The sequence below is a fragment of the Chelatococcus sp. XZ-Ab1 genome (genome assembly GCF_029309855.1).
GTDB classification, from domain to species: domain Bacteria; phylum Pseudomonadota; class Alphaproteobacteria; order Rhizobiales; family Beijerinckiaceae; genus Chelatococcus_A; species Chelatococcus_A sambhunathii.
In genome coordinates this window covers 76143-91997 of sequence record NZ_JARKII010000001.1, presented here as the reverse complement: position 1 = coordinate 91997, position 15855 = coordinate 76143, and the positions used below count along the sequence as shown (strand labels likewise).

The window sequence follows — 15855 nt, the reverse complement described above, 5'->3', positions numbered from 1 at the left end:
GCGCCGGGGTGGGGAGGCCGCGGTCCGGGCAGGAACCCCCTCCCGGCCGCTACGCGGCCGACCTCCCTCCGCCAGGGGGAGGTGGGTCGGCGGCGCAACGACTGGATGACGAGACGATGGGCAAGGTAACCGGCTTTCTCGAATACGACCGGCAGGAGCAGAAGTACCAGCTCGCCGGCGACCGCGTACGGCATTTCCGCGAATTCACGCTGCCGCTGGACGACAAGGACCTGCAGAAGCAGGCCGCCCGCTGCATGGACTGCGGCATACCCTTCTGCCACGGGCCGACGGGCTGCCCCGTCCACAACCAGATCCCGGACTGGAATGACCTCGTTTACAACGACGACTGGGAGGAGGCCTCGCGCAACCTCCACTCAACCAACAATTTCCCCGAATTCACCGGCCGCATCTGCCCTGCGCCCTGCGAGGAGGCGTGCACCCTCAACCTCGAGAACGTGCCCGTCACCATCAAGACCATCGAACAGGCGATCGCCGACAAGGCCTGGGAGATGGGCTGGATCCGCCCCGAACCGCCGGCGCGTCTCACCGGCAAGTCCGTCGCCGTCGTCGGCTCTGGCCCTGCCGGCCTCGCCGCCGCGCAGCAGCTTGCCCGTGTCGGCCACGAGGTGCATGTCTACGAGCGCGAACCACGTGCCGGCGGCCTGCTGCGCTACGGCATCCCGGACTTCAAGATGGAGAAGCACCACATCGACCGGCGCGTGGCGCAGATGGAGGCGGAAGGCGTCGTCTTCCACTACGGCGTCAACATCGGCGTCGACAAGCCGTTCGAGGAATTGGTGAAGGCCTACGACGCCGTGCTGATGTGCGGCGGCGCCGAGCGCCCGCGCGATCCCCAGTTGCCCGGTATGGAGCTCGAGGGTGTGCACTACGCCATGCCGTTCCTCGTGCAGCAGAACCGCCGCAACGGCCGTGAAAATTTCCTCGACGACGCGCCGATCCTCGCCGGGGGCAAGCACGTCGTCGTCATCGGCGGCGGCGACACGGCGTCCGACTGCGTCGGCACCTCCTTCCGCCAGGGCGCCCTCTCGGTCACTCAGCTCGACATCCGCCCCAAGCCGCCGGAGATGGAGGACAAGCTCACCGTCTGGCCTTACTGGCCGACGAAGATGCGCACGTCCTCGAGCCAGGCGGAGGGCGCGGAGCGCGAGTTCCAGGTCGCGACGCTCGGCCTCGAAGGCAAGAAGGGCCGTGTCACCGGCGTGCGCTGCGCCCGCGTGGACGAGAAGCGGGTGCCGATCGCCGGCACCGAATTCGTCTTGAAGGCCGATCTCGTCTTCATCGCCATCGGCTTCGCCGGCCCGGTCTTCGAGGGCATGGTAGCCGAGGCGGGCGTGGCGCTCGACAAGCGCGGCAATGTGGCGGCTAGCGAGCGCGACTATCGCACGTCGAACGAGAAGGTCTTCGCCGCCGGCGACATGCGCCGGGGCCAGTCCCTTGTCGTCTGGGCGATCCGCGAAGGTCGCCAGGCCGCCCGGGCCATCGACGAATACCTGACGGGCTCGTCCGTCCTGCCGCGCTGAGACCCCACGCGGGTGCTGCGGGCTTCGGCCCTTAGGATGCGGCCTGAGCGAAAGCGGCGCATGGGGCCGGATAGCCGGCATCGCGAGCGAGATTCTCCCGTCGACCGGACCGTTTACGGTTGCCGCGGCCAGGAAAAGTCGTCAACCCTGCCCTGTTTCGGCTGCGGCACGTCGCCGAGGATGAACACTCGCTCGGCAAGCTGGTCCATCTGGGCCGCACCCGCCGGCGCCGCGACGAGGACGCCGCCCGGGGCCGCATCCGGCGCGGTGAGCGGCAGGATGGGCCCAGCCACGGGCTTGCTCGACACAGAGATGAGACCGTTCGGCTCCGGCAGGCTCGGGATCGACGCATCGATCATGCGCTCGACGGGGTCGCGGCTATCGAGGCCGGGCATGCCGTCGTGCAAAGGCAGTACGGTCTGCTGCGCACTGCCGTGCGCATCGATCAGCCGGCGCAGCACGAGCGCCGCGAAATGCGCCGCCTTGCGCGCGCCCGCCTTGGTGAAGTGCACGCCGTCACTGGTGCGCAAGCGCGCGTTCTGGCCGCTCACATCGGGCCCGAAGGCCGAGAAGCGTCCGTCCGCATCGAGGAAGGCCTCCCAGATATCGACATACTGGCCGCCGGCCGCCGTCACGCGCTCGCGGAAGATGGCGTTAAGGGCCAGCATGTCGGCCGAGAGCCGCTCACCCTTCATCGGCGGCAGCCCCACCCAGACGAGCGGGATCCGCTTCTCGCCAAAGGTGCGGATGATCTCGTCGACACGCATCGTGTAGAGCGTTCGCCATTCCGGCGTGCCATGCTCCACCTCCCCCGCCGGCGTGCGAAAGCCCTGGCGGTCGTTGGCGCCGATCATCATTACGCCGATCGAGACGCGCGCGGGATTGGCGACGAGTTCCTGCACCGCCTTGGACCAGTCGTAGAAGTCGCTGCGCACGAGCCCCGTATCGCCCCGGGCGCGCGAATAGATCGCGACATCGGCGGCTTCGGCGAGCGTTTCGGCGAGCCCTTCCGTCAACAGTTCGGCGAGGGAATCGCCCATGACGACCACATAGGTGTCCACCTCGACACGGGGTGTGCGCTCGGCGACCCCACGTTGCTCGGGCGCTGCTCTTGGCGCCGTCTGGCGCGGGCGCGGGTCGGCGGGCCGGGAGGACCGTCTCGGCGCCTGCTCCACTTGCGGCGGGGGCTTCGGCTGAAAGATGCTGTTGAGGAAGCGGGTCAGCGGATCCTGCTGGGCGTGCGCGACCGCCGCGGCGAAGATGCATCCCGCCACGACGAGCAGGGCAACGATGAGGCTGCGTCCCGGCATCGTCCGTTTCCCGCCCCGGCCGCGGCCGGGGCCGGGTTCATGCTATCGCGTCTGGCGCAGTTGCGCCAACAGCCGGTTGTCGGCATGGCCGTCGGCGACGAGGCCTCGGCTCTCCTGGAAGGCGAAGATCGCGTCGCGTGTCTGGGAACCGATGCGCCCGTCGATCTCGCCGATGTCGTAGCCGCGGCTCGCGAGGTGCCGCTGCACCTCCTCCCGCTCGTGCTTGGCGAGCGGCACCTGATCGGTCGGCCAAGGCGCTTGTACCGGCGCGCCGCCATAGAGCCTGTCGCCGAGATGGGCGACGCCGAGAGCGTAGGCGTCGGAATTGTTGTAGCGCTTGATGACGTCGAAATTCGCCGTCACGAGGAAGACCGGCCCGCGGGCCCCGGCGGGCAGGAAGAGGCGCGCCTCGCCGGCCCCGGATAGCGGCCGCCCGTCGACACGGCGCACGCCGTGCGATGCCCAGGCTGCGAAGGACATCGTCTGCCGCCCGTAGCGGAAGCCCGCAGGCACCTTGACCTCGAAACCCCACGGCAGGCCCGGCTGCCAGCCGTGCTGCTTGAGATAGTTGGCGGTGGAGGCCAGCGCGTCCGGCACCGAGGTCCAGATATCGCGGCGCCCGTCGCCCGTGAAATCGACCGCGTAGCGCATGAAGCTCGACGGCATGAACTGGGTCTGCCCCATGGCGCCGGCCCATGACCCCTCCATGCGCTCGGGGCTGACGTGCCCCTGCTGCAGGATGACGAGCGCCGTCAGCAGTTCGTTGCGAAAGTAATCGCCGCGATACTTCGCCTCGGCGAGGGTGGCGAGCGCACGCACGACATAATGCGAGCCCGTGAAGCCGCCGAAATTCGTCTCCATGCCCCAGACACCCATGACGACCTTCCGGTCTACGCCGTAGGTGCGCTCGATGGTGTCGAGGGCGGAGGCCCACTGGCGCGTCATCGGCGTGCCGCGCTCGAGCCGGTTCGGCGACACGGCCGAGGCAAGATATTCCCACACCGGCTTGACGAACTCGGCCTGCTTCTTCGTGAGCGCGATGATCTTCTCGTCCTGCGTCACACCGGAGAAGGCCGCGTCGTAGACGGAGCGCGAGACGCCGCGGGCCTGGGCATCCGGCCAAAGGGCGGAGACGAAGGCGCGGAAGGACGGGGATGGCGTCCCCTCGCCGCGCGAGAACTTGGCCGGGGTTCGCAGTGCCTCGGGAGCGACCCGCTGCTCGGTCGGCGCATAGGGCGTGATGCTGCCGACGGACATCACATCCGCCGAGGCGCAAGAGCCGAGCGCGAGGCTTACGGCAAGCGTGGCCAACAGGGCACACCTGTCCCCATTCCTTGTCACGAGGCTCGTTCCACCGTCCGTGCCGCCATGCCGCATGTCGGATCCCCGTTTCGAACCGCGGCGAAGCCGCCACGCCTTGCACTCTCTCCACTAGCTCGCGCGATATGGTTGCAAAATCGTTGACGACGGGCTTCAAGCCGCCGATTGCTGGGCAAGCCGCCTCTCCCAGGCAAGCGCTTGGGAGACGATCACGTCGAGATCGTCGTAGCAGGGCTGCCAGTCGAGAAGGGCGCGGATGCGCGAGGCATCCGCCACAATGGCTGCCGGGTCACCGGCGCGGCGGGGAGACAGCTTCACCGGAAAGTCGATTCCCGACACCCGCCTGACCGCCGCCACGACTTCGAGCACCGAAAAACCCTTGCCGTAGCCGCAGTTGAGCGTCAGGCAGCCGCCACCCGCCCTGAGGTGCGCCAGGGCCGCCACGTGAGCGCGGGCAAGGTCCGAAACCTGGATGAAGTCGCGCACGCACGACCCGTCCGGCGTCGGATAGTCGGTGCCGAAGACCTCGAGCACTGGGCGCTGGCCGAGAGCCGTCTGGCACGCCACCTTGATGAGGTGGGTCGCCCGAGGGGTGGACTGCCCGATCCGGCCTTCGGGATCTGCGCCCGCAACATTGAAATAGCGCAGGATGACATGGCGAAGATCGTGCGCCACGGCGGCGTCGGCCAGCATCCATTCGCTGACGAGCTTGGATCGGCCATAGGGCGAGACCGGCGCCGGAGCCATGTCCTCGGAGACAGGGTTGGCGGTGACGTCGCCATAAACCGCCGCCGTCGAGGAGAAGATGACGTGCCGCACGCCGGCCCGCACCCCCGCCTCGATGAGGCTGCGCGTCGTGCCCGTGTTGGCGAGGTAATAACCGAGCGGATCGACCACCGATTCTGGCACCACGATCTTCGCCGCAAAATGCGCGATCGCGTCGACATCGTATTCGTCGATCAGCGATGAGACGAGAGCCTGATCACCCGCATCGCCCCGCACCAGCACGGCTTCGCGCGGCACAGCCTGGGCAAACCCGGTCGAGAGATCGTCCAGCACGACGACACGCTCTCCCGCCTTCACCAATTCGAGAACCATGTGGCTGCCGATGTAGCCGGCCCCGCCGGTCACCAGGACGCTCATGCCTCATCCCTTTCCTGCGCCAGGCCGCCCCGCTGGCGCAGCACTCCGGCTCCGTGGAACTATTGACAGACCGGCTGCGTTCATTCGTCAATCGCTTTACGCGATTGACACGTTCGCCGGTCAAGATCGGCGAGCATCTCGTGCGGGCACGGCCATGGCAAGAGAGGGCGCCGGGCCGTGTTTCTTGTTGTGCCCTCCAGCCCCTGGGGTTCCATGAAGAAGCCTATCCGAAAGGCCGTATTTCCCGTCGCGGGCCTCGGCACCCGCTTCCTGCCCGCCACGAAGGCGATGCCGAAGGAGATGCTGACGGTCGTCGACAGGCCGGTCATCCAGCACGTGGTGGACGAGGCACGTGCCGCCGGCATCGAACATTGCGTCTTCGTGACGGGCCGCAACAAGGGCGTCATCGAGGACCACTTCGACAGCCAGTTCGAACTGGAGCGTACGCTCGAGGCACGTGGCAAGACGAAGGAGCTCGAGCAGTTGCGCCGTGACCTGCCAGGGCCCGGACAGACCAGCTTCACCCGCCAGCAGGGGCCGCTCGGCCTCGGCCATGCCGTATGGTGCGCGCGCGACATCGTCGGCGACGAGCCTTTCGCCCTGCTGCTGCCGGACATGCTGCACCTCGGCGTGCGCCCCTGCCTCGCGGAGATGATCGAAGCCTACGAGGCCCACGCCACCGGCGGCAACATGATTGCCGTCTACGAGGTGCCGGCCGACCAGACGCATCAGTACGGCATCACGGGCGTGGGCGAGCCGATCGGCAACGGCAAGGTCTATCCGATCACGCAGATGATCGAGAAGCCGGCCAAGGGCACCGCCCCCTCCAACCTCGCCATCTCGGGGCGCTACATCCTGCAGCCGGAGATCTTCGACCTGCTGGCCAGGCAGGAGCGCGGCGCCGGCGGCGAGATCCAGCTGACCGACGCGATGATCACCTTGTCGAAGTCGCAGCCGTTCTTCGCCACGCGCTTTGACGGCGATATCTACGACTGCGGCTCCAAGCTCGGCTTCCTCGCCGCCAACGCCGCCTACGCGCTTTCGAACCCCGAGCTCGGCGCCGACTACCGCCGCGATCTGGAAGCCTTGCTGACCAAGAAGTAGGCGAAGCCTCCCCAGTGCCGGCGTCATGCCCGCGCTTGTCGCGGGCATGACGCCGTGGCGCCCTCGCAGGGTTGAATGGCCTGGATGGGCGGGACAAGCCCGGCCATGATGGTGGAGAGGCAGGCGCTTCTCGGTCGCGCTTTCGCGCTGTGCGAACGAACAGGCGGTCAACGGGCTTGACCATGACGGCGGCAGATCGTGAAGCCCGTGATATGGCAGGCAGTCGACGGTCGCCGTCGGCAGCGCCCCCGGCTCTGCCTAGCGAAGCTCAGCGCTGTAGGCGCAATCCGACGAGGAAGATGTTGGCGGTGTAGTCGTCGCCGGGTGTGGAACTGTCGAGCCGCTCGTGGGTGAAGCCCGCGCGCACGGCGAGCGAGCGCGTCAGCTTCCAGTCGATGCCGATACGGCCGGTAAAGCCCTTCTCGTTGAGGTCGACGCCCTTGTAGTCGCTGTCGCTGAGGGTCACCGAGGCCGTGAAGACGAGGTTGCGGCGCAGGGCGTGTTCGAGGGCGAGCGTCGCGCTGCGGTTCACGACGCCGTTCGATCCGGCGATCGTCGTCTCGCCGAGGCTGCCCGCTCCCGTGAGCCGGACGGTGGTCAGCGCCGTCGGCCGCCAGATCAGCGATACTTCACCGATGGGCCCGCGCAGGTCCGCGAGGCGCGGATCGTCGTACTTGCGCACCTCGTGCCCGATTGCCGCCTCGCCGGTAACGAGCCGCGTGAGCTCGAAGGTGGAGCCAACGCGCGCCCCGAGGCCATTGGACGAACGCTCGAACCCGCCGGCATTGATCCGCTCGTCGTACTGCCGACGGTCGATCAGGCCCTCGACGAACGGCACGAAACCGGGGTGCACCTCATAGCCCGCCCTGAGCCGCAATCCGTATTCGTTGTAGTTGCGGTAGCTCTGGTCGAGACGGCCGCCGTCCGCAAACTCCGCGTCGCCATAGACGTTGCGCTCGACGACGCCGGTTGCGCCGAGCGTCAGCCGGTTGAAGCGGTGCGCGCCGCCCAGTGAAGCACCGTAGGAGATGATCGTCGGCTGGTTGACGACACCGCCCGGCAGGTTGGGGTTGTCCGACCGCTGCGTCGTCAGCGATGCCCGTCCCTCGACATTGATGGTCGTATCCCGCGTGGCATCGAGGCGCAGGTTGAGGCGCCCGTCCGCCTCCGGCCGGTCCGCCTTCTCGAGGGTTGGGAAGGCCCAGTAGGAGCCGCGCAGATGGCCCGTGAACTCATGGCGCGACCAGTCGGACCGCAGGGCCACCCCGCCGCGCGTGACGACGGCGGTCGCTCCCTTCACGTTCCCGCTCTCGCGCCGGGGGTTGCTGTCGTAGCCACCATCGATCTCGATGGACGGAAAGACCGTCAGCGTGCCGAGGCGCAGGCCTAGCGGCGCCCAAGGATCGTCCTCCTCAGCCTCGCCCGGTCGCTGGGGCGCGGGGGGCGCGGGCAGGCGCGTGACCGGCGGCTGCCACCGACGCAGCGGGTTCTGTTCAAGCGCCGTGGGACCCCGCACGGAGCGATAGACGGGCGAGGCGGGCGGAACCGGTGGACCGTCGGCGGCCGTGGTTTCGAGGATACCCGGCAACGACACCTGCCCGCTGCCGGCGCGGTCGGGCTGCACGGTGCCGCGCAGCGTCAGGAACGACAAACCCTCCTGGCCGTGCGCGGCCGGACCCGCGAGCATGCTCGCAGTCACGACGAGGCACATTGCCAGCGGCGCACCGCCGCACCGGCGAGAAGGAATGGAGGGCCCCTGGTGCAAGTGGTCGCTTCCTGCAAAGGCGATGCGGCTCAGCCGCCGCGACGGTTCTGTCCGGCGGTTGATCTGCGTGGTTAACGGAGGCTAAAGCGGCATGGTTAACACCCGGTAAGCTTCCGCACGGACGTCGCCTGCTGACCCTCGCCGTGCTAAGAAGCCGCCGCGAGAAGCCCGGCGCCCGGCGCAAAGGGCAGGACGAAAGCCAGAATGAGGACCATGATGAGCCTTGCAGCCCGCGACACCGGCACGACACCGCGCAGAAGCGAGACGGCCGTGGCCTCGGCCCTGCGCACGCTGTCGAGCGAGCGGGCAGGGCTCGCGGCGCTGATCGAGGCCATCGAGGGCGAGCTTGCGGCCCCGTTCGAGGCTGCGGTCGCGACCATCGCCGGTGCGCGCGGCCGCGTCATCGTCACCGGCATGGGCAAGTCCGGCCACATCGGGCGCAAGATCGCCGCCACGATGGCCTCGACGGGCACGCCCGCCTATTACGTCCACCCCGGCGAGGCCAGCCATGGCGACCTCGGCATGATCCAGGCGGACGATGCCATCCTCGCCCTCTCCTGGTCCGGCGAGACGACGGAACTGTCGGACATCATCGGCTATGCCAAGCGCTTCCGCGTGCCGCTCATCGCCTTCACCTCGAGCGCGCAGTCGACGCTCGGGCGCGAGGCCGACATATGCCTCGCCCTGCCCAAGGCCAGTGAAGCCTGCCCGAACGGGCTGGCGCCCACCACCTCGACGACGATGCAACTCGCCCTCGGCGATGCGCTCGCCATCGCACTGCTCGAAAGCCGCGGCTTCTCGGCGCAGGACTTCCGCGTCTACCATCCGGGCGGCAAGCTCGGTGCGCAGCTCAAGTTCGTGCGCGACATCATGCACACCGGCGAGCGCCTGCCGCTTGTCGGCCGCGGCACCTCGATGGCCGAAGCGATCGTCGAGACGAGCGCCAAGGGCTTCGGCTGCGTGCTGGTGAGCGAGGACGACGGCCGGCTCGCCGGCATCGTCACCGACGGCGACCTGCGCAGGCACATGAACCCCTCGCTTCTTGCCCAGCGCGTGGAGGAGGTGATGAACCCCACGCCCAAGGCCGTCACGCCCGACACGCTGCTCGGTGAGGCGCTGGAGGTGGTGGAGCGGACGAAGGTCGGTGCCCTTGTCGTGGCCGAGAACGGGCGCGCCGTCGGCATCGTCCACGTGCTCGATCTTCTGCGCGCCGGCGCCGCCTGACAGGCAGCCGACCCGTTCCGCCCGCCCGCCGATCGTGCTTTGCGCGCAAGGCACCAGACGATATGATCTCCGCCAGGAGCCGGGGGGCCGCCCGTCGGGCGGCGCGGCGAGAAGCAGGACCGTTATGGGCCCGGAAAGGCCATGACGGATGACGCGTCGATCCCGAGCGGGGCGAAAGGCCCGCCCGCGAAGGGAGAACGCGTCATGTCCACCGCACCACGCCTCGAACATTACCTGTCGCGCAGCGGCGTCGCCTATGACCTCATGCGCCACGAACCAACTGCCACCTCGATGCGCACGGCGAAAGTCTGCGACGTGCCGGCCGACATGATCGCCAAGGCGGTCGTGCTGAAGGACAAGGCCGGCTACATGCTGGCCGTCCTGCCCGCGTCGCGACACCTCAGCCTTCGCGCCGTAAGCGAAATGCTCGACGAGGATGTCGAGCTCGCGCGCGAGGCTGAAATAGAGCGGCTCTTCCCGGATTGTGCCCGCGGCGCGGTTCCCCCGCTCGGCGCCGCCTACGGCATGCCGATGATCGTCGACGAGATGCTGGCCGACCTGCCGGACATCTATTTCGAAGCGGGTGATCACGAGACGATCGTCCATATGTCCGGCCGGGATTTCCGCCAACTCGCCGGCCGGGCGCGCCACGGCCGCATCTGCCTGCAGCAATGAGCGGGCGACGGCGGCGCCTCAGGCGTCGCCGTCCTCAACGGGCGCGACGACGAGATTGGCGCCGTCGAGGCCCATGACCATCACCCGCGTGCCCGCCGAGCAGTCGGGCCCGACGGCGCGCCAGACGGTATCGTCGATCCGCACGCGGCCCTCGCCGCCCGTGATCGGGGCATTGAGCGTGAACCTGCGGCCGACGAGCGCCGCGCCGCGCCGGTTGAGGAAGGGCTGGTCGGCCGATCCCTCGTCGCGGCGCCGGGTGACGAACCGCCCCACAACGACGCTCGCGACGGAGAGCAGCGCGAAGACAATGGCGCTCGCCTGCCACGAGAGGTCGAACAGGGCATCGACCAGACCAGTCGCGATGGCGGCGAGGCCGAGCCAGATGAGAAAGACTCCGGGCGCCGCCAGTTCGAGCGCCACGAGCACCAGCCCCAGCACGATCCAGGCCCAGGGGCCGAGGGCGATGATCGCCTCGCGGATCACGTGAGCCTCCCGTCAGACCGGGGCGGCGGTGCCGGGCCCACCGCTCGGCGGCACGCTTCCGCGGCGCGCCGCCTGCAACTGACGCGCCGCCGCGGTCCCGGTCCCCCCCTCGCCGAAGACAGTCTTGGTGATCTCGCCGAGGCCGGCCAGCGTGCCGACGACGCCCGCCGCCTCGATCGGCACGACCACGACCTTCTGATTGGGCGCCGCTGCAAGGTCCTTGAGGGCGTCGACATACTTTTCGGCGACGAGGAAGTTCGCTGCGGCGAGGTCGCCCTGGGCGATGGCGTCGCTAACGAGCGATGTTGCCTTGGCCTCGGCCTCGGCGAGCCGTTCGCGCGCCTCGGCATCGCGGAAGGCAGCTTCCTTGCGGCCCTCGGCAGCGAGAATTTGCGCCTGCTTCTCACCCTCGGCGCGCAGGATCTGCGCCTGGCGCTCGCCTTCGGCCTCCAGGATGCTGGCGCGCTTCTCGCGCTCGGCCTTCATCTGCCGCGCCATGGCATCGGCGAGGTCGGCCGGCGGCAGGATGTCCTTGATCTCGATACGGGTCACCTTGACGCCCCAGGGCGAGGCGGCCGCATCCATGACGCGCAGGAGCCTCTCGTTGATCTCGTCGCGGTGCGACAGGAGCTGATCGAGGTCCATGGAGCCGACGACGGTGCGGATATTGGTCATCGTCAGCGTCAGGAGCGCCTGCGACAGGTCGGACACCTCGTAGGAGGCGCGCGCGGCATCGAGCACCTGAAAAAAGGCGACGGCATCGATCTTGACGCCGGCATTGTCCTTGGTGATGGCTTCCTGGCTCGGCACGTCGAGCACCTGCTCCATCATGTTCACCTTGTGCCCGATGGATTCGACATAGGGCACGATGAGCCCCAGTCCGGGGCCGAGCGCGCGCGAGTAGCGGCCGAAGCGCTCCACCGTATAGGCATAGCCCTGTGGCACCGTGCGCACCCCGAGCGCAATCGTCAGGATGACGAGGCCGACGAGGACGATGACGAAGATATCGAACCCGAACATGATCCCCCCTTGAACCGCCCCCGCATGGCGCCTCGCGGCCGCAGGCCCGTCCCAGGTGGCGACGAAGCTACATATCACATGCCGGAGAGCACGAAAGCAGCGGCAACGATCGCCGAGAGGGTGGCGTCATCCGCAGCCGGCCTCCGGTCGCGGGGGCGGACCGGATCGGACGATCAGACCCAGCCCCGGAGCTCGCGCGTCACGATATGCTCGATGACGCGCATGCCCTCCGGCGAATCGTTGAGGCAGGGAATGGCGGCGAAGTGCTCGCCGCCATGTTCGTGAAAGATTTCGGCGTTCTCGCCGGCGATCTCCTCCAGCGTCTCGAGGCAGTCCGCCGAGAAACCCGGCATGACGACGGCGAGGCGCTTAACACCCTTTTCGGCGAGGCCCTTGACGGTCATGTCCGTGTATGGCTGCAGCCATTCGGCCCGGCCGAAGCGCGACTGGAAGGTGAGCAGGAAGCGCTCCGGCGGCAGGCCGAGCGCTTCACGCACCAGCCGCGCCGTCTTCTGGCACTGGCAGTGGTAGGGATCGCCCTTGAGGAGGTAGTCCTTGGGCACGCCGTGAAAGGAGGCGATGATGACCTCGGGCTCGAAGGTCAGCTTGGCAAGCTCCGCCGTCAGGCTCTCGACCACTGCGCCGATATAGACGGGATCGTCGTGATAGGGCGGCGAGACACGGATGGTCGGCTGCCAGCGCATCTGCATCAGCGCCTCGAAGGCCTTGTCGCAGGCCGTGGCGGTGGTCGCGGCGGCATATTGCGGATAGAGCGGCACCAGGAGGATGCGGTCGCAGCCCTCGCGCTGCAGCGCCTCGAGGCGCTCCTTGATACTTGGATTGCCGTAGCGCATGGCCCAGTCGACGACGAAGCGCCCGTCACTTCCGCCCGGCATGGCGGCGAGCTTCTGCGCGAGCTTCTCCGCCTGCGAGCGCGTGATCGTCTTCAGGGGCGACTCGTTGCGCTCCTTGTTCCAGATCGTCTCGTAGTCCTTGCCTTTGCGACCGGGACGCGTCGTCAGGATGATGCCGTTGAGCAGAGGCCACCAGAGGATGCGCGGGGTCTCGATGACACGCCGGTCGGAGAGGAACTCCTTGAGATAGCGGCGCATCGACCAGTAATCGGTGGCGTCGGGCGTGCCGAGGTTAAGCAGCAGCACGCCGATGCGCCCCGCCGCAACGGGCGGATGATCGGCAGGAAGGCGCACAGCACGGAATGCCGCTTCGCTCGAAGACACCGGATCGCTCTCCATTCGTTGCTCGCACAGGCACGACAGGCCTCATGTAGACACCTTTGGCCGCCTGTCCAGTATACGTGCAGCCGCCGATGGCGGACCGATCGCCGCAGACAAGGTCCAGCGCTGCCGCTTGCAGTGCTTGCCGGCTGCCCGATGCCTCGACATCATGACTCCGCGCGTCCCGCGCCATCTTCGTCGCAAGGTGCCATCGGTCGGAGCCCCCCAATGAGCCCCATCTCCCGTCGCCAGACCCTGCGCCTCGGCGTGACCGCCGGCCTCGCCGCCGCCACGCTGACCACCGGCGCCGAAGCCGCACCGCCGCCGGCGAGCTTCACGCTGCTGCTCGTCAACGACATCTACAAGATGAACGAGGACAAGGGACGCGGCGGCTTCCCGCGTCTGGCCGCCATCGTCAAGGCCGAGCGGGCGCGCGGCGTGCCCATGCTCTTCTGCCACGCCGGCGACTGCTTCTCGCCCTCGCTGATGTCGGGCTTCGACCACGGCGCCCACATCGTGGCCCTGACCAACATGATCAAGCCGGACGTCTTCGTGCCGGGCAACCACGAGTTCGACTTCGGCAAGGAGGATTATTTCGCCCGCCAGCGCGAGGCCGAGTTCCCCTTCTTCGCGGCCAACATGCGCGATGCCGCCGGCAATCCCCTGCCCGGCCACCAGGACAGCGCCGTCTTCGAACTCGGCGGCATCAAGGTGGGCGTCGTCGGCCTCATCCTCGAGAACGTGCCGCAGATGTCGGATCCAGGCGACCTCGCCTTCCTGCCGGTGATGGACACACTGAGCAGGCAGGCGAAGAAGCTGCGCGACGACGGCGCCGACCTCGTCGTCGCCGTGACGCATACGGACCGGGCGACGGACTATGAGATCGTGCGCTCGCGCCTCGTCGACGTGCTGCTCACCGGCCACGACCACGATCTTGCCATCGGCTTCGACGGCAAGACGGTGATGGTGGAATCGAACGAGGAAGGCAATTACGTCACGGCCATCGACTTCACCGCCTCCGTGAGCGGCGACGGCAGCGCCCGCAAGGTGACGTGGACGCCGACCTTCCGCGTCAACGATTCCCGCGCTGTCGACCCTGATCCGGAGGTGCTCGCGGTCGTTACGCGCTACGAGGCGGAATTGTCGAAAGAGCTCGACATTGCCGTCGCCACGCTCGCCGCCCCGCTCGACAGCCGCACGGCAAGCGTGCGCTCGCAGGAGACCGCCATCGGCGATCTCATCGCGGATGCCATGCGCGAGGCAACAGGCGCTGCCATTGCCATCACGAACGGCGGCGGCATCCGCGGCAACAAGCAATATCCGGCCGGCCACAAACTGACGCGCCGCGATATCCTGACCGAGATGCCCTTCGGCAACCGCACCGTCGTCACCAGTCTCACCGGCAGGCAGGTGAAGGAGGCGCTCGAGAACGGCTTCTCCCAGATGGAGCAGCGCGCCGGCCGCTTTCCCCAGGTGTCGGGGCTGACCGTGACGGTTGACCCCAGGCGCCCTGCGGGCAGCCGCGTCGTCGCGGTGACGATCGGCGATGCGCCCATCGAGGACGACAAGATCTACACCGTCGCCACCAACGACTTCCTGTTGAAGGGTGGCGACGGCTATTCGATGCTGGCGAGTGGCGTCAAGGGCGGTGATCTCGACGTCGCCGGCAAGCTGATGGCGAACGACGTGATGGTCTACGCCCGCAAGCTCGGCACGATCGACATCAAACCCGAAGGCCGCATCTTGATGCAGTAGAAGCCGTCGGGCGACGGCATCGCCTGCTGCCGACCGCCCGTCACCCCTCAATCGTACTTGCGTTCGTCGGCGATCACCTTGCCGTCGTTGGGCAGGGCGCCGGGCGAGACGAGCGAGACGCCACCCTTCAGCTTGGCGACCGCCTGCAGGGTCTCGCCCACGGCCGCCGCGTCGACGAGATCGGCATTGGCCGTCTCGGCCTGCAGCGTCATGACGTCCATCTCGTCCTCGCGCGTGACGACGAGGCGCAGCTTGCCGAGCTCCGGATGGCGGCGGCCGATCTCGGCCACCTGCTCGGGCCGCACGAACATGCCCTTGACCTTCGTCGTCTGGTCGGCGCGCCCCAGCCACCCCCTGATGCGCAGGTTGGTGCGCCCGCAGGGGCTCGTCCCGGGCATGATCGCGGACAGGTCGCCGAGGGCGAGGCGCAGGATCGGATGGTGCGGGTCGAGCGAAGTGACGACCACCTCGCCCACCTCCCCTTCCGCCACCGGGTCGCCGGTGCCCGGCCGCACGATCTCGACGATGAGGTCCTCGTTGACGACGAGGCCCTCGCGGGCCGGCGTCTCGTAGGCGATGGCGCCGCACTCCGCGACCGCATAGAGCTGGTAGCCGTCGATGCCGCGCTCGGCGAAAGCCCTCTGCAGCGACGGCGGGAAGGCCGCCCCCGACACCACCGCCCGACGGAAGGAGGAGGTGTCGAGCCCCGCCGCATCGGCCGCCTCGAGCAGGATCTTCAGGAAATCCGGCGTGCCGGTGTAGCCGGTGGGGCGGTACGCGGCGATGACCTGCAATTGCTGCTCGGTATTGCCAGGCCCGGCCGGGATGACGGCGCAGCCGAGCGCGCGCGCGCCGGAATCGAGGATGAAGCCGCCCGGCGTCAGATGATAGGAGAAGGTGTTGAGCACCACGTCGCCGCCGCGGAAGCCCGCGGCATGGAGCGCGCGCGCCGAGCGCCACGGGTCGGCCTGCGCCCCTTCCGGCTCGAAGATCGGCCCGGGCGAGGCGAAGAGCCGGCTGAAGCTGCCGGGAGCGTCGCCGACATAGCCGCCGAAGGGCGGCGCCGCGCTCTGCAGGGCCGGCAGGTCGGACTTGCGCAGCACCGGCAGGCTCGCCAGCGCCTCGCGGCTCGTGATGTCGAGCGGCTGGATGCCGGACAGATGCTGGGCCCAGCCGGGCGCCTGCATCGCCTTGGCGACGAGCGTCGGCAGATGGGCGAGAAGCTCCGCCTCCCGCGCGGCGGGGTCGCGCGTTTCGCGATGGTCGTAGAATTCCTTCAT

At 68.4% G+C, this 15855-nt stretch carries 13 protein-coding genes; 5 read left to right on the top strand and 8 right to left on the bottom strand.

Going from position 1 to position 15855, the window contains the following annotated elements:
- Positions 1-116 precede the first annotated feature (116 nt).
- Entirely contained in the window at positions 117-1541 is a 1425-nt protein-coding gene (locus P2T65_RS00440; protein WP_055457700.1) for a glutamate synthase subunit beta, read from the top strand.
- Positions 1542-1654: 113 nt separating this feature from the next.
- Here the strand turns inward: P2T65_RS00440 and P2T65_RS00435 are convergent, their stop codons facing one another.
- The 3 genes from P2T65_RS00435 to galE form a co-directional block, all read right to left on the bottom strand.
- Complete coding sequence (locus P2T65_RS00435) at positions 1655-2851, bottom strand: SGNH family hydrolase (protein WP_055457701.1); 1197 nt, start codon at positions 2849-2851, stop codon at positions 1655-1657.
- A 42-nt stretch (positions 2852-2893) separates the two neighbouring features.
- Positions 2894-4162 (bottom strand): lytic murein transglycosylase, encoded by a 1269-nt coding sequence (locus P2T65_RS00430; RefSeq protein ID WP_276198981.1) that lies wholly within the window; start codon positions 4160-4162, stop codon positions 2894-2896.
- A 162-nt stretch (positions 4163-4324) separates the two neighbouring features.
- Positions 4325-5314, bottom strand: a complete 990-nt coding sequence (gene galE, locus P2T65_RS00425) for a UDP-glucose 4-epimerase GalE (RefSeq protein WP_276198980.1) — start codon at positions 5312-5314, stop codon at positions 4325-4327.
- A 213-nt stretch (positions 5315-5527) separates the two neighbouring features.
- Between galE and P2T65_RS00420 the strand changes: the two genes are divergently transcribed.
- The gene (locus tag P2T65_RS00420) at positions 5528-6418 is read left to right on the top strand and encodes a UTP--glucose-1-phosphate uridylyltransferase (RefSeq protein WP_055457704.1); all 891 of its coding nucleotides are present in this window, start codon (positions 5528-5530) and stop codon (positions 6416-6418) included.
- A 268-nt stretch (positions 6419-6686) separates the two neighbouring features.
- On the opposite strand, the gene P2T65_RS00415 is transcribed toward P2T65_RS00420, so the two are convergent.
- Entirely contained in the window at positions 6687-8105 is a 1419-nt protein-coding gene (locus P2T65_RS00415; protein ID WP_276198979.1) for an outer membrane beta-barrel protein, read from the bottom strand.
- A gap of 291 nt (positions 8106-8396) precedes the next feature.
- On the opposite strand from P2T65_RS00415, the gene P2T65_RS00410 reads away from it, so the two are divergent.
- Together P2T65_RS00410 and P2T65_RS00405 are read left to right on the top strand one after the other, a co-directional pair.
- A complete protein-coding gene (locus P2T65_RS00410; RefSeq protein ID WP_096335175.1) occupies positions 8397-9407 on the top strand; it encodes a KpsF/GutQ family sugar-phosphate isomerase in 1011 nt (336 codons plus the stop codon).
- 204 nt (positions 9408-9611) lie between these two features.
- The gene (locus tag P2T65_RS00405) at positions 9612-10082 is read left to right on the top strand and encodes a YbaK/EbsC family protein (protein ID WP_055457922.1); all 471 of its coding nucleotides are present in this window, start codon (positions 9612-9614) and stop codon (positions 10080-10082) included.
- A gap of 18 nt (positions 10083-10100) precedes the next feature.
- Here P2T65_RS00405 and P2T65_RS00400 read toward each other — a convergent pair whose 3' ends face one another.
- The 3 genes from P2T65_RS00400 to hemH all read right to left on the bottom strand — a co-directional run bounded on the left by P2T65_RS00400 (position 10101) and on the right by hemH (position 12838).
- Positions 10101-10562: an NfeD family protein gene (locus P2T65_RS00400; protein WP_276199177.1), complete on the bottom strand. Its 462-nt coding sequence runs from the start codon at positions 10560-10562 to the stop codon at positions 10101-10103.
- Between the two features lie 15 nt (positions 10563-10577).
- Positions 10578-11585, bottom strand: coding sequence for an SPFH domain-containing protein (locus tag P2T65_RS00395; RefSeq protein ID WP_055457706.1), 1008 nt, complete (start codon positions 11583-11585; stop codon positions 10578-10580).
- A gap of 173 nt (positions 11586-11758) precedes the next feature.
- Entirely contained in the window at positions 11759-12838 is a 1080-nt protein-coding gene (hemH, locus tag P2T65_RS00390) for a ferrochelatase (RefSeq protein ID WP_063185517.1), read from the bottom strand.
- Positions 12839-13048: 210 nt separating this feature from the next.
- On the opposite strand from hemH, the gene P2T65_RS00385 reads away from it, so the two are divergent.
- On the top strand, positions 13049-14575 hold the full coding sequence (locus tag P2T65_RS00385; RefSeq protein ID WP_071924134.1) for a bifunctional UDP-sugar hydrolase/5'-nucleotidase: 1527 nt from the start codon (positions 13049-13051) through the stop codon (positions 14573-14575).
- Between the two features lie 47 nt (positions 14576-14622).
- On the opposite strand, the gene P2T65_RS00380 is transcribed toward P2T65_RS00385, so the two are convergent.
- A complete protein-coding gene (locus P2T65_RS00380) occupies positions 14623-15855 on the bottom strand; it encodes an AMP-binding protein (RefSeq protein WP_063185522.1) in 1233 nt (410 codons plus the stop codon).